Raw genomic sequence first — 13,963 nt, 5'->3', positions numbered from 1 at the left:
GTTCGTCACCAGCCACCGGTCATTTGGCACGAGAAGGCACAGTTCCTTTCTTCGGCCCGTCATTGAGCGTATCAATGCGTGGGGGGGCAGCGCGTAAAACGCGAACACCTGCGCCAGTCGCCTTAACAGATGAATGCACCGATTCGCCGGCGTCGCTGCCCAGCATTTGTCTGGCTATCTGCGCTGGCCCACTTGCTGAAACGTTCCAGCCGGCTCAGCGCCACTGCACTTCGTCTCCGCCCCCTGACCTCGTTGCCAGCAGGAATGAGCTGTTGACGAAGCCAGATGGGGAATGCCTTGCCGGTCAATATGCGCTATATACAGTTGCCAGTGGCGAACCCCTTGCCGGTCTAGTTCCAGTCGGACTAGCCATCCCGTATTATTGTCTTCATCATTGAAGCCGTCAAAAACAAAATTACCAAGGCTGTAGAAGACCGGTTTTCCCTTGTAATATTCAATATCCTGGGTAACATGGGGATGTCCGCCAATTACTGCATCTGCCCCGGCATCGATCATCAATTGTGCCAGTTGGCGTTGGCGGTTGCTGGCATGGTGTTCGTGCTCCAGCCCCCAGTGCATGAAAGGTATGACCACATCGGCATGATCCACTTTTCTCGCCTTCACAATGTCCGCTACAACGTGCTCATCTTCACTCCAGGCTAGTCCTGGCCTGTCCGCATCGGCCTCAAAACTTCGTGGGAAGACTTCGTTGTAGCCCAGCAGTGCAATCCTCAAACCGTTACGTTCAATCATGAGTGGCGCATGTGCGCCATCCAGATTTCCACCACCACCAAAATATAAAATCTTCTGCCGATCAAGCAGATCCAGCATTTCAGAGAAGGCCACTTTTCCAAAATCGCCAGTGTGGTTGTTGGCTAGTGAAAGGGCGGTGAAATGGCGCTTTAGAACATTCACTGAACGTGGACTCGCGCGAAACGTGAATGGCTTGCGCTCGGCAGCCCCCTTGGTAGCAATGACACACTCCAGGTTTCCTATCCGGATATCCGCGGAATCCAGAATACTGGCGACGTGCAAAAAGGGATCGCGCCCCCTCTTGATGGCGCTTCCCGGGAGCGAGTCAAGCATGATATCGCCAACAAAGACAAGGGAAGCGGTCGACTCTGCCGGGCTGGGTTCAGCGCAAACCTCGAAGGCTGCACCTAAGCACAGAAAAGCTGCCAGAACGGAATATTCTATAGAACGGCGAATAAAGTTCCATTTCATGAGGATGCCTCCGTGAGGCTGCAGCTATATTTAATTTCTCGCTCAAGATCTGGAGAGTACAGATAATTAATGCCGGTAAACGATGTAGTCGAACTATCCGAGGCGTGAATTAAAGGCGGGAGATATTTTGCTTCATGTAGCAGCGCGACCCTATTTAAGGACTGATAGTAGATGTAGAGCTTGATGTAATCAATCTTATCGGTTCCGACCATCACAGCCTTAAAGCGAAAGTGCCCATTTATATCTATCGCCTTGACGGAATAAGGATCCGCAATCCGCTCGAATGTGAGTGTGCGCTCGTCGCCTCCTTGACTGATCCGGCAACTGAGCAAAGGGCTTGTCGAATTCGCTTCGGGAATCGGGAGCACCCAGAGAATACTGAGAGCAGCAAGTGCCGCGGTCCATGGGAGACTGGGACAACGGTGTTCAGTCTGAGGTGTAGGCATGGGTGCTCCCTTACGTGGACACTTGGAGATTGTAATTCATCTACTTAATATCTCCCGCGATGGTCATCGGGACAAGCGATGGCGCTAACCACTGCAAAAAGGCTTGGCGGATGATTGGATGACCGCTCGAGGGCTGCTCACCGGACACTCGGCGTGCGCAGGCCCAGTGCCCGCTTATCGGCCAGAGCGGACTTATCGTAGCGGCTCACAACCGAGACAAACTCAACTGATGCACGCAGTTGAAGGGACGAATGCCCCGTGCGTAGCTACTTTTCATTGCATTGCGCCACTGCCGCCCCAAGGATGCCGTGCCGGGCAAGCGCAGCGCCGACGAATCCGCTACCGATCATGTCCTTGACGAAGCGACCGCTAATCAAAAAACCCTCTGCTCTATGTTTTGCACTTTCCAGGATTTGGATGGCGTTGCCGGCAAGGGCATTCACAAGAGGCCCAATTCCCGCGCGCGTGCCACCGCTTGCATCCGGTTGCCGGTGCCCAGCTTGCCGTTGATGCGGCGAAGATGGGTCTCGATCGTGTTTTCTGAAACAAACAGCAAGCGCGCCAGGGCCTTGTTGGAGTGCCCGTCGGCAACACGCCGGATGATCTGGAGCTCACGGGGGCTGAGCAGGCCTTCCTGATCGCTGCGCCTATGCGTTCCGGACTGCGATGAAACCTGTGCTGCCTGCACCAATCGCTCGAGATACCGCGGGTCGAAGACGTGCGGCAGTGACGTCAGCGATGCCAATAACGGTACAAGATGCCACGGTTCGTCGGCAAAAATCCGGTGTACTTGCCAAGCCTGACCCTGCGCAAGGGCGCGTTCGAGCCAAATCTGCGCTTGCTCAGGCCGGCCTGCGACATGGTGTGCCTGCGCCAGCAGCCAGGCGAGGCGCACGCCACGCCGCGCACGGCCGGTGCTCTCGGCATGGCGTAGTGCTGCCTCCATGCACTCCACATCAGCCGCCGCGTCGGTGGCAACCAGCGCAATGCGAAAGCCGGCGATCTCGAGATCATCAAGGTCGTCCGAGTAGCGCATCAGCGTGCCGGAGGGCGGCGCCAATGACGCGGCTAGGGCCAATGCATTTCGCGCGCTGGAGATATCACCCGCCAGCAAGGCAAGGCGGCTCCTGTCGATAGCGGCCGCCATGCCCAGGCGGGCGATGCCGCGTGCGTCGCCGAGTTCCTGCAGCGTGTTGAGCTGGTCCAGGGCCTTGCCGGCGTCGCCGCCCAGCCACGCGATGCGGGCAGCAAGCCGATGGGCCACGATCAGGTGGTCCGGCAGGCAGGTGTCGCGAATAAGGGGCAGGTATTCGCTCAGCAGGGCGTCCGCGGCCGCGCAGTCACCAAGCTCGTAGAGCGCTTCGGCCAACAGCGTGCACGCGACCGGGGCCGAACTCGTGTACCGTTGCCCGGCGGCAATGATACGGTTCAGCATGGCGCTGAAGCGGGCGAGGCCGTCGCGGACATTGCCCTGCAGCATGTCGATCATGCCTTCGATGCCGGCACTATAGGTCAGTCCGTAGATCGCGTTGACGGATTCGAGCTCGCGCTTTGCCTGCAGCAGGGCATGCCGGGCCGGGACAAACCGGCCCTGCAACATATCGCCGTAAGCGATCGCGTTGTGGAGCAGGCCGCTGACAAAGGGGGATGCCGGCTCCCCGTCAACCAGGGCCGCGCGAGCCGCCTGGACGGCATCGTCCATTCGGTCGAGCCAGGCCGACAGCATGACCCGCAAGACGGTAATGTCTTCCTCATGGCTAGCGCCGGCATGCTTCTCCAGCGCGCCCAGCAAGCGCTCTGCCCCTGCATACCGGTGGAGGAAGACCATGGCGTACGCAGCCGCCGCCAGCACGGCTGGGCGCTGCTCGAGTTCGGCTTGCGGCAGCGTATCGACCCACTGTACTACCAGGTTCATCTGGCCGCCACGCACGTAGTCCATGCCGCATCGTTCGAGCAGATCGGCGGTCAGGGCGGTATCGCCGGCAGCCGAAGCATGGGCGATCGCCTGGGCGTAGCGCGCGGTCGAGGCCAGCCAGTGCGCCGCGCGCACATGCAGCCCGGCCAGTTCGGGCGCCGCCGTGCGCGACAGTTGGGCGCGCAGGAACTGCCGGAACAGGGGGTGGTATCGATACCAGTCGCCTTCTGCCTCGATCGGCAGAAGGAAGAGATTGTCCCTGACGCTCTGGGCGATCCAGTCCGCGCTGTCGGTGCACTCGAACGCCGCGTCGCAGAGCTGGGGGCAAAACGCTTCGAAGATGGACGAACGCAGCACGAAGCGGCGATGTGGCTCGAAGAGCCTGGACAGCACGTCTTCGGCCAGGTATTCGGCGAGGTTGCCGGATGCGCCCGAAAGCTGCTGCAGCCACGCCCGCGAGTCCGCGCGGCCGGCCAGCGCCGAGGCCGCGAGCTGCAGTGCCGCAGGCCAGCCCTCAGTGCGGGCCTGGAGCTCACCGAGATCGGCATCTGCCATGCCGATGCCACGGCAGCCCGTGATGTAGTCGCGGACTTCGCAGGTGCTGAAGCGCAACATCGCCGCGTCGATTTCGAGCAGGCGCTGCTGCACGCGCAGGCGGCCAAGCGGCAGGCCAGGCTTGTGGCGCGAGCCGAGTACGAGGCGCTGCCCTGGGGCCAGGCTGAACGCCAGTTCGCTGAAGAGGGACAGCACGTTGCTGTCCTTGACCAGCTCGAATTCATCCACGAACAGCACGAAGGGCGCCTCTACCCGCGACAGCACGTCGAGCAACTGCCGGGCAGACCCTCCCGCCAACCCTCGCGAGGCGTCGATCCAGGGGCCAGTCGACGGCGCCTCCCCCAGCGAAGGCAGCACCGCGTGCAGAACTGCCCAGAGATAAGGCGTGATGCGGCCCAGGTCGTTGTCGGCGCTGTCAATGTTCAGCCAGGCAGCCGGCACGCCGTGCTGTCGTGCGGCAACCAGGAGCTGCCGCATCGCGGTGGTCTTGCCGAAACCGGCCGGCGCGCAAACCAGCGTCACGGCTGCCCGACTGTCTGCCCAAGTGGCAGCAATGGCACTTCGCTCGACGCCTGGCGCGATCTCACCGGGCGGGGCCAGCTTGAGCGGATTAAGCGGAGGGCCGGAGAAAGGATCGTTGCCAGGGAGCATGGGCACGGTTCGATGTTAGCGGAACGAGGTACGGGGCGATCACATGGCCGCCAGCGTACAGCTTCCCAGCGATAGCCGCCAGTGCCATGTCAGGCACGGCAGGGGCAATCACGGATTTCCGTGACACGGTGTGAGCCGCCGATTCACGGATCGGCGTGATGGAGGCCGATGTGATGGCACCCTAAGCTTCAGGCACAGAGATCGGACGCATCATCAGACGTACCGACCAGGCATCAACCTCCAAGGAGACAGACCATGAAAGCCACGGCAACCCCCGACGTCGAACCGGCAGCCATGCCGGCATCCCCAAAACCAAAGCTTGGCCCCCTTGGCGCGCAGCCGGCGCTGTCGGAGACGGCGGCCATGGTCCAGCAGACCGTGCACCGCTTTGCCGAAGACGTGCTTCGGCCGGTTGGCATCCGGCTTGACAAGATGACGCCCGACGCCGCGATCGCGCCTGACTCGCCGTTCTGGAAGGCGCGCAAGCAATACCTCGATCTGGGATTCACCATCGAATCCATCTTCGAACTCGAGCCGGCCGAGCGTGCCCAAGTCCTGTGTGTTCTGTTCGAGGAACTGGGCTGGGGCGACGCCGGCCTGGCCATCTCGATCGGCGCCGGCCTGCTGCCAGCCTTCATGGCGGCCGCGTTCGGCAACCGCTTCCTGATGGAGCGTTTCCCGGACACGATGCTTGGCTGCTGGGGCATCACCGAACCGGACCACGGCTCGGACTCGCTGGATGCGAACCGCATGATCTTCCATCCCCAGGGCAACTACGGACGGCCCAACTGCGTGGCAACCCTGGACGGCGATACGGTCGTGATCAACGGGCAGAAGTCCGCCTGGGTCTCCAACGGCACCATTGCCGAGGTCTGCATCCTCTACTGCGCCGCCGATGCCGGCAATGGCCCCGACCCCCGGCGCGGCTGCGTGGTCTATGTACCGATGGACGCACCCGGCGTCTCGCGCGGAAAGCCGCTCGACAAGATGGGCCAGCGCGCACTCAACCAGGGCGAAATCTACTTCGACAACGTACGCCTGTCAAAGGACTACCTGCTCGCCAGCCCCGATGACTACCTGACGGCGGTCTACGCCATCCATACTTTCGCCAATTCGATCATGGCTACCGTGTTCACCGGCACGGCCAGGTCCGCGTATGAGCTGGCACTCGACTACGCCCATGAGCGCAAGCAGGGTGGCGTGCCCATCATCCGCCACCAGTCGGTGGCCCATCGCCTGTTTCATTTGGCGCGCAAGGTGGAATGCTCCCGGGCCCTCGCCCAGCGTGTCGTGCACTACAACCTGACCAACGATCCGCCCGCGCTGCATGCCGGGATGATGGCCAAAGTCACCTCGACGCAGCATGCATTCGAAGTGGCTAGCGATGCGCTGCAGATCTTCGGCGGCAACGGGTTGACGCGCGAGTACCCCATCGAAAAAATCCTGCGCGATGCGCGGGCGTCGCTGATCGAGGATGGCTGCAACGAGGTCCTGGCCATCAAGGGCGGGGCCTACCTGGTCGACGAGGAGCGTGTGTGATGGGCACGATCGAGGCTGGCGAGGCAGCCGGCACTGCGGCCACGGGCGACGAACTGATTCTGGCCAACCTGATTGCCAACCGTGTGGAATCGGAGCCGGACCGCGATGTTCTGACCTTCGACCACGAAGGTGGCCCGGTCGAGGTTCGCACCTATCGCCAGCTATGGCACAACGGCTGCCGCATCGCGGCCGCCCTCGAGCGGGCCGGCATGGCGCCAGGCGATCGCTTTGCGCTGCTGATGCAGAACCACCCTGAGTTCGTCGATGCCATGGTCGGCGCATCGATCAGTGGCACGGTCTTCGTGCCGATCGATCCCCGTACCCGCGGCGACAAGCTTGCGTACATGCTGCGCCATTCGGCGCTGCAAGGGTGTCATCTGTGCCGACTATGCGCTGCAGGCGCTGGAAGCGGTCAGGCAGGAAGTCCCGGACCTGCAATGGGTCTGGCTCCTGGAGTCTGAACCGGCAAAGGCGCTGCCGCGCCCGGCCGACTACCCGCGGATGGCCGATATCCTGAGCGCGGCGGTCACGGTCCAGACCGTGCGCAGCCTGGATCCGCTGGCCCCGATGCAGATCATGTACACCTCGGGTACCACCGGCGATCCCAAGGGCGTGGTCATGCGGCACGCGCGCTACGGCGCTGCCGCAGGGTGGGCGCCGCTGTTCGGTTACGTCCGGGATGACCGGCCCTATACCGGCCTCTCGCTGACGCACGGCAATGCGCAGATCGTGACGCTCGCCGCCACGCTCAAGCTCGGCATGCGGGCGGTGTTCAGCCGGCGCTTCACCAAGTCGCGCCTGTGGGATATCGCCCGCAAGCATGGCTGCACGACGTTCACGCTGCTTGGTGGCATGACCACTGCCGTCTACAGCGAGCCGCCCAAGGCCAACGATGCGGACAACCCGGTGCGCTTTGTCATCAGCGCGGGCATGCCCGCCGCCATCTGGGAAGCGTTCGCGAAGCGGTTCGACGTGCGCATCGTCGAATTCTACGGCGCGGTGGAGGGCGGGCTCTCTGTCAACCTGGGCGATGGGCCGGTTGGCAGCATCGGCAAGCCGCCGCGGTTCCTGAATGTCCCGGTCGTCGACGAGCAAGACCGCGATGTACCGGCGCACCAGCCTGGCGAACTGATCTTCCAGCTTGCCAACGGCACACCAGCGGACGTGGTCTACCTGCACAACCCGGACGCGTCCGCGAAGAAGACCCGGGATGGCTGGCTGCGCATGGGCGATATCGGGCACCGCGACGAGCACGGCTGGCTCTACTTCGACTACCGCATCGGCGGGGGCATCCGGCACAACGGGGATTTCATCCAGCCTGGCGAGATCGAGAAAGTCATCTCCGAATGCGAAGACGTGGCCGACGTCTATGTCTACGGAGTGCCGGCGGCATCCGGCGCGCCCGGAGAAAAAGACGTGGTGGCGGCCATTGTGCCGGCAACCGGCAGGCCGATTGACCCGCAGGCACTGTTCGCCATGTGCCGGAAGCGGTTGAGTGCGGGCATGGTCCCCTCCTACCTCCAGGTCATCGCGGAGATACCAAAGACCGCCTCGGAGAAGCCACAGGATCGCTTCCTGCTGGAAGCCTTCCAGACCCGGCGCGACAACCTCTTCCAGGAAGTACCGGCATAAGCCACACAACTGACAGGGCAAGTCATGCCCGCCATGATTATCAGGAGACAAGAAATGAGTACCGATCAATACGACGTCGTCGTCTATGGCGCGAGCGGCTACACCGGCAAGCTGATTGCCTGGAAACTGGCCACGGCAGGCATTCCCTTCATTGCAGCCGGGCGCGACCAGTCGCGCGTGGAGGCGCAGATGGCGCTCGTTCCGGAGCTGGAAGGACACGACTATCGTTGCGTAGGGGTGCGGCACGAGCACGCTGACCTGCTGTCGTTGTTCACTGGGCGCAAAGTCGTCATCAATGTCGTGGGACCCTTCATGCAATTGGGTCTGCCGGTGGTCCAGGCGGCGCTGGAGGCCGGTGCGCACTATCTCGACACGACCGGAGAGCAGGACTGGATGCTCATGCTGAAGCGGGAGTTCAGCGAGAGGTTCCGCCAGCGCGACCTGCTCCTGTGCCCCGCGAACTCCTACATGTGGGCCGAGGGCGTACTCGCCGCGGAGCTCGCGCTGGAAACGCCTGGCATTGATACGCTGGAGACGGTATATCTGGCCGACTCGCAGGTCAGCGTGGCATCTACCATGTCGTTCCTGCGCATGTGCACGAATCCGCAGTACCGCATCCAGAACCGGACCTTGGTCGAATGGCCTTATGCCACGGCCTACACGGTCAACGTGCCTGGCGAGCACGCCGCGTTGATGGCCCTGCCATGGAGCGGCGGTGGCGAGCCGGTGTGGTATGAGGGCGACGAGCGCGTGCGCCATGTGCGCACGCTGGTGTCCTTCAAGAACCAGGACGCGTTCCAGGCAGTGTTCGGCATGCTGCAGAAGTTCGAAGCCGAATGCCGCCAGCTTCCGCACGAAGAGCGGGAGAAGATCACCAATGACTGGGGCACGGGCATGACCACGGTGGAGCCCCCGCGCGAGGACCCGGATGTCAATCGCTGTGTGCTGTCGTGCTACGGGCGAGGCAACACGGCATCGGTGTCTGTCGTGCTGCGCGGCAATTCACCGTACGCACAGACCGGCGTTTTCAATGCCGAGGCCGCCCGGCGCCTGCTCGCTGGCAAGCTGAAGACCACGGGCTTTGTCTCGCCAGCGGCGGCTTTCGGCGCGCGGGAACTGATCGGCGCGCAGGCAGAGCAAGGCTACCTGGCGTGGAACGTGACGCAGCTCTGAAATGGCAATGGCGAGGCGCCGGTGCGGGATGGCCGCACGGCGCCCCAACATAGGGATAAGGCAATGAGCAAGACCGTATTTATTGCCGGCGTCGGCATGACGCCATTCGGCAAGCAGATCGATAAGAGCATCAAGGACCTGACGCGCGAAGCCGTGACGTCGGCCCTGCAGGATGCAGGCTGCGAGGCCCGCGCCTTGCAAGGCGCATTCTTTGCCAACTGCACGCAGGGACATATGGAGGGTCAGGACATGGTCCGCGGCCAGATTGCACTGCGCAGCATGGGCATCCAGGGCATTCCCGTCATCAACGTCGAGAATGCGTGCGCCAGCGCCAGCTCAGCGCTGCACCTGGCGGTCCAGTATGTCAAGGCGGGCGCCGCGGATATCGTGCTGGCCGTTGGGGCGGAGAAGATGTTCTCTTCCGACAAGGCACGCACACTGAGTGTCTTCGATGGCGCCTGGGACGTGCACGACAAGGAAGCGGGCGCCGCGCGGCTGCTTGCCATGGGCGACGGTGTCGAAGTGCCGGCTGGCTCGACGTCGCCCAAGCCCTACAGCGTGTTCATGGACATCTACGCGGCCATGGGCAGGATGCACATGCGGGAATTTGGCACGACACAACGCCAGTTTGCTGCAGTATCCGCCAAGAACCATTGGCATTCCGTTCACAATCCCCTCTCACAATACCGGGAGGCCTACACCATTGAGGAAATCCTGGCTGCGCCCCCCATCACCTTTCCGCTGACGCTCCCGATGTGTTCGCCCATCAGTGATGGAGCCGCCGCCGCCATCGTCTGCAGCGAGGCTGGGCTTGCCAGGCTCAACGGCGGTCGCAGCCGCGCTATCCGGGTGCTGGCATCGGTTGTGGTGACTGGCAGCGATCGCGCGTCGGCTGCGCTTGCCGACCATCTGGTGCGCAAGGGATCGGCCGAGGCATACCGGATCGCCGGGATCGGTCCGCGCGACGTGTCAGTTGCCGAGGTACACGACGCCAGCGCGATCGGTGAAGTGATCCAGGTGGAGGCCCTCGGCCTCTGCGAGCCAGGCCAGGGAGGTTGGGCCGCGGAGCGAGGCGATACAAGCATTGGCGGTCGCATACCTGTCAACACCTCCGGCGGCCTCGAATCCAAGGGGCATCCGATTGGTGCCACGGGCCTTGGGCAAATCTACGAACTGGTATCGCAGTTGCGGGGAGAGGCGGGGCCACGCCAGGTTGAAAAAGCGCGTATCGCCGTAGCTGAGAACGGTGGTGGCCTGCACGGCGTGGAAGAGGCGGTGGCGTGCCTGACCATTCTTGGCAAGTAGACGGGCAGCCGACAGGGAGGCGATTTGGCATCCATGGCATCCGCTCAAGCACACGTCGGAAGCATCGCGCGGCATGGCGCTGTGCCTGCCGCTGTGGTGCCGTGCCGCGTCTCCAGCCGGCTCAACGCCGAGCGTTCCGAGTTGCTGCACGAGGTGCGTGATGCCACCGCGCTCGCCCGTCGGGCGGCGTTGGAGGCCGGCGGCTCCAGTTACGAGGAAGCGCTCAGTCTACTGTTTGAGGGCTGGATGGGAAGCACCTCCCACCGGCGGCAGATTGTGAGTTTTGCCTCGGCTGCGGAACTGGGCGTGCCGTTGGACGACCACCTTGAGCGGTGCAAGGCGTTTGTCGACGAGGCTGGCATGGTTTCATTGCGGGCACTGTTCGGAGATCGCCCAGATGGATGACCATGCTCTGCGCGCCCGAGCGGAAACCGCAAACCTGTTCTGCCGAGTTAGTCCGGCGCAAAAGGACCGCGTGATCCTTGCGCTCAAGGCCCGCGGCCATGTCGTCGGCTATCTGGGCGATCGCATTAACGACGCGCCGTCCCAAATTTCCGCAGATGTCGGCCTGTCGGTGGACTCGGCCGTCGATGTGGCCAAGGAAGCGGCGGATATGATCCTCCTGAAACATGACCTGCATGTAGTCCACGCGGGCGTTCTGGAGGGACGACGTCCCTTTGGCAATATCATGAAGTACATCATGATGGGGACCAGTTCTAACTTCGGCAACATGTTCAGCATGGCCGGCGCCTCGTTGTTCCTGCCTTTCCTACCGATGCAGCCGACACAGATCCTGCTCAACAACATACGCTACGACATATCGGAAGTCCCAATTCCACTCGACGAAGCGGACGCCGAGGAAATTGTTGCCCCCCACGTGCTGGACTTGAATTTCATCCGCGACTTCATGCTGGTGATCGGCCCGATCAGCTCGCTTTTCGATTTTCTGACCTTCTACATCTTGATGGCCGTTTTGCAGGCGAACGAGCGGCAGTTTCAGACCGGATGGTTCATTGAGTCGCTATGCACCCAGTTGCTGGTGATCTTTGTAATCCGCACCCGTGCCCCTCAAGAGCCATGCCCATCCTCTGTTGACGGTAACGTCGCTAGCGGTTGTGACCGTTGCGGTAGCGTTGCCGTTTACACCAATAGGATCGCACTTCGGATTTGTGCCACCACCTGTGCGCTTCTATTTCATTCTCGGTGCCATGATGGTTGCATACCTGTTTCTTGTCGAGTTGGCCAAGCAGGGCTTCTATCGATGGTCAGCGGCGGCGAGGCGTCCACGCAGATCTGCCACCTTGGCTTAGTCCGCTAGCCCGCGGGGTCAAGAGCAGCAGTTCGGCGCCCCTTGCCGGGCCTCCGGTGGTGGTGCGGTATTGCGCGTACACTCAAAGTACAGACCATCGTCGGAGGTACATCATGATCCATCACAACGAAGAGCCTACCTTCCGTGGACTGCCATTGACCGCCGGACAAGACTCGGAAGTCCGGCACTACATAAAGAAGAAGACTCAGTTGGGTGAGTCATGGGATACATCGGAACTCGCGGCGATGCTCGAAGACATGCTGCTACCACCCGGCACGGAGGACGACAACCAGGGCGACTCCGCCGTGGATACGCTGGCCGCCGCAGAGCGCGCCGCCGCGTTCGTCGATCAGTCCATGGAGCCGATCGAGGCCTATGAGGAATGGAAGGCTGCCATGGAAACCGAGAGCATGAAGGGAAACAAAAGCTGATGCGCAACCGACCACGGAGCCGGTAGCAGCGGCCAACGAGCGCCGGCTACCAGGTGGAGATGGCCTTTGCAGTGAACACCGGCATTTCAATCCCTGTCGCTGCGTTGGTCACAGCATGGATTTCGACAAAGGGCCGCTCCGATTCCACCGTGCCGAATATCGCCGCGAACGGTATGTCCGCGGCATCCCGGCCGGTGCCGATACGAAGCAGCCCGGTCGGGATCGATACGCCAGAGGGATCGAGCAGGTACCACCGGTGGGACAAGTACACTTCTACCACCGCATGAAAATCCGGCGCGCCCATTGTCGGATCCGCCCCATAGTCCAGGCTGCTGGACATGCGCGCCGGAATGCTCAGGGCGCGGCAGATCCCAATCATCAGGTGGGCAAAGTCGCGGCAGACACCGGTGCGTTCCACGATGGTGTCGACCGCCGACGTGCGCTCGTTGGTGGAGCGCGAGAGAAAACCCAGGTGATTGCATACCCACTCCCGAATTGCGTAGACGCGGGCATAGCCGCGCTGCATGCCCCCGAACTCACGCATCGCAAATTCCATCAGACGGTCAGATTCACAATATCGGCTAGGCGCCAGGTAGTGCTAGACATCGAACGGTAGTTCGGCGACAGGCACTTCTGACAACTGATCGCTGTCGTCCAGGCGATGATCGATATCAACGACTGCCTCATAGCGGATGGGAAGGCGGCCCTTGGGTGCGCATTCTAAGCAGACGATTGCACAGCACCGGATCCGTGTAGTGGGTGGTCTGAATTGACGGGGGGAACGTCATTCGCTCTGCAACGACGAACTGCCGGGAAGTTCTGGCAGCTTCAATGTTCAGCACGAAGTCCGCCATGGGATCCATAACCTCGTAGGAGAGGCTCACCGAGTACTGGAGACGGTTCATTTCAAGCCTTTCGTTGACGACGATCTGAAGAAAAGCAAAGAGATCGGGACAGCGAAGATTGCTATGGATTGCCATTTCAGTGTAGTGCCAGCGGTGGACGACCGGCTTGCGTTTGGGGGTGCCGCGGGTGCGGCGCAACGCCTGCCAGGCCATGTTGTAAGGGCGTTAGGCTGGGATGCAACGGACACCTATACTGATAGTTGCAGCGTTCCTGAAGCGGCGTGCTTCCGGTTCGCCCACCACTCGTTTCCGGGCCTTCCCCCTCGACAACGTCTTAGGACTGGTGACTCCTGAAGTCACTCACGGGGATTCCTGGAAATTTCATGCAAGATGCCACACGGCGACCTCCGGTCGTCCACTACCCCCGGTATCCAAGGAAATCGGTCGTTCGCCAGGATCGATGCAATCGATGTCCGGCGATTGGGACCCTTTGCGGCCGCAATGCCGATCGCCAGGTTGATTGCCGCTTTCTTTGCTGCCCTTCCGCGTTTCAGGCTGGCCGAGCCGCGATGTTATCGTGACGATGATGCCGCAAAGATCCTCGGCAATGCGGGACGGATGGAAATGGTTACCCGTTCGCAATGGAAGACCGGTGCTCACAGCGGTGGTGCCCGGTCACAACGGCCGCCACACGGCCAGCCGTCCAAACAATGAAGGAAATATCGTGCCGAACGATCCTGCGAAGACCACCTACCGGGCCATTCCCGCCATGCGCCTGCTGCGCGACCCCCAGGTCGGCCAATTGCCGAAGGGTCGCATCCAGAGAGTTGGATTCATACGCATGGTGGCAACCCAATGGCATCAGGCAGCCACACTACTGATTGACTGGGATCGTGCTGTCAACGAAGGCTGGCCCAACCTGCGGTAGCCATCCTGCC

The 13,963-nt window shown here is 62.0% G+C and carries 12 protein-coding genes and 1 pseudogene; 9 read left to right on the top strand and 4 right to left on the bottom strand.

Annotation, left to right across the window (positions count from 1 at the left end; translation table 11 throughout):
* Positions 1-174: 174 nt before the first annotated feature.
* The 3 genes from ACZY0R_RS12795 to ACZY0R_RS12785 form a co-directional block, all read right to left on the bottom strand.
* Positions 175-1,224 carry a CapA family protein gene (locus ACZY0R_RS12795; protein WP_488858744.1) on the bottom strand — a complete coding sequence of 350 codons (1,050 nt, stop codon included), beginning with the start codon at positions 1,222-1,224 and terminating at the stop codon, positions 175-177.
* 712 nt (positions 1,225-1,936) lie between these two features.
* Positions 1,937-2,113, bottom strand: coding sequence for a hypothetical protein (locus ACZY0R_RS12790; protein WP_488858743.1), 177 nt, complete (start codon positions 2,111-2,113; stop codon positions 1,937-1,939).
* Entirely contained in the window at positions 2,110-4,791 is a 2,682-nt protein-coding gene (locus ACZY0R_RS12785) for a winged helix-turn-helix domain-containing protein (protein ID WP_488858742.1), read from the bottom strand. Before ACZY0R_RS12785 ends, ACZY0R_RS12790 begins: the two co-directional genes overlap by 4 nt.
* Before the next feature lie 255 nt (positions 4,792-5,046).
* Between ACZY0R_RS12785 and ACZY0R_RS12780 the strand changes: the two genes are divergently transcribed.
* The 8 genes from ACZY0R_RS12780 to ACZY0R_RS12745 all read left to right on the top strand — a co-directional run bounded on the left by ACZY0R_RS12780 (position 5,047) and on the right by ACZY0R_RS12745 (position 12,180).
* Positions 5,047-6,330: an acyl-CoA dehydrogenase family protein gene (locus tag ACZY0R_RS12780; protein WP_488858741.1), complete on the top strand. Its 1,284-nt coding sequence runs from the start codon at positions 5,047-5,049 to the stop codon at positions 6,328-6,330.
* Positions 6,330-6,791: an AMP-binding protein gene (locus ACZY0R_RS12775; RefSeq protein WP_488858740.1), complete on the top strand. Its 462-nt coding sequence runs from the start codon at positions 6,330-6,332 to the stop codon at positions 6,789-6,791. The genes ACZY0R_RS12780 and ACZY0R_RS12775 overlap by 1 nt, the downstream gene beginning before the upstream one ends.
* Positions 6,685-7,962 carry an AMP-binding protein gene (locus ACZY0R_RS12770; RefSeq protein WP_488859670.1) on the top strand — a complete coding sequence of 426 codons (1,278 nt, stop codon included), beginning with the start codon at positions 6,685-6,687 and terminating at the stop codon, positions 7,960-7,962. Before ACZY0R_RS12775 ends, ACZY0R_RS12770 begins: the two co-directional genes overlap by 107 nt.
* 54 nt (positions 7,963-8,016) lie before the next feature.
* Positions 8,017-9,135: a saccharopine dehydrogenase family protein gene (locus ACZY0R_RS12765; RefSeq protein WP_488858739.1), complete on the top strand. Its 1,119-nt coding sequence runs from the start codon at positions 8,017-8,019 to the stop codon at positions 9,133-9,135.
* A 63-nt stretch (positions 9,136-9,198) separates the two neighbouring features.
* Complete coding sequence (locus tag ACZY0R_RS12760; protein WP_488858738.1) at positions 9,199-10,440, top strand: thiolase family protein; 1,242 nt, start codon at positions 9,199-9,201, stop codon at positions 10,438-10,440.
* 33 nt (positions 10,441-10,473) lie between these two features.
* Positions 10,474-10,845: a hypothetical protein gene (locus ACZY0R_RS12755; RefSeq protein ID WP_488858737.1), complete on the top strand. Its 372-nt coding sequence runs from the start codon at positions 10,474-10,476 to the stop codon at positions 10,843-10,845.
* Positions 10,838-11,758: an HAD-IC family P-type ATPase gene (locus tag ACZY0R_RS12750; RefSeq protein ID WP_488858736.1), complete on the top strand. Its 921-nt coding sequence runs from the start codon at positions 10,838-10,840 to the stop codon at positions 11,756-11,758. Before ACZY0R_RS12755 ends, ACZY0R_RS12750 begins: the two co-directional genes overlap by 8 nt.
* A gap of 104 nt (positions 11,759-11,862) precedes the next feature.
* Positions 11,863-12,180, top strand: coding sequence for a hypothetical protein (locus tag ACZY0R_RS12745; protein WP_488858735.1), 318 nt, complete (start codon positions 11,863-11,865; stop codon positions 12,178-12,180).
* Between the two features lie 46 nt (positions 12,181-12,226).
* Here the strand turns inward: ACZY0R_RS12745 and ACZY0R_RS12740 are convergent.
* Positions 12,227-13,085, bottom strand: a pseudogene (locus ACZY0R_RS12740) (transglutaminase-like domain-containing protein).
* A 664-nt stretch (positions 13,086-13,749) separates the two neighbouring features.
* On the opposite strand from ACZY0R_RS12740, the gene ACZY0R_RS12735 reads away from it, so the two are divergent.
* Complete coding sequence (locus ACZY0R_RS12735; protein WP_488858734.1) at positions 13,750-13,953, top strand: hypothetical protein; 204 nt, start codon at positions 13,750-13,752, stop codon at positions 13,951-13,953.
* Positions 13,954-13,963: the final 10 nt, after the last annotated feature.

The organism is Cupriavidus sp. F041 (assembly GCF_057814235.1).
This window is presented reverse-complemented; position numbering and strand designations above follow the sequence as displayed.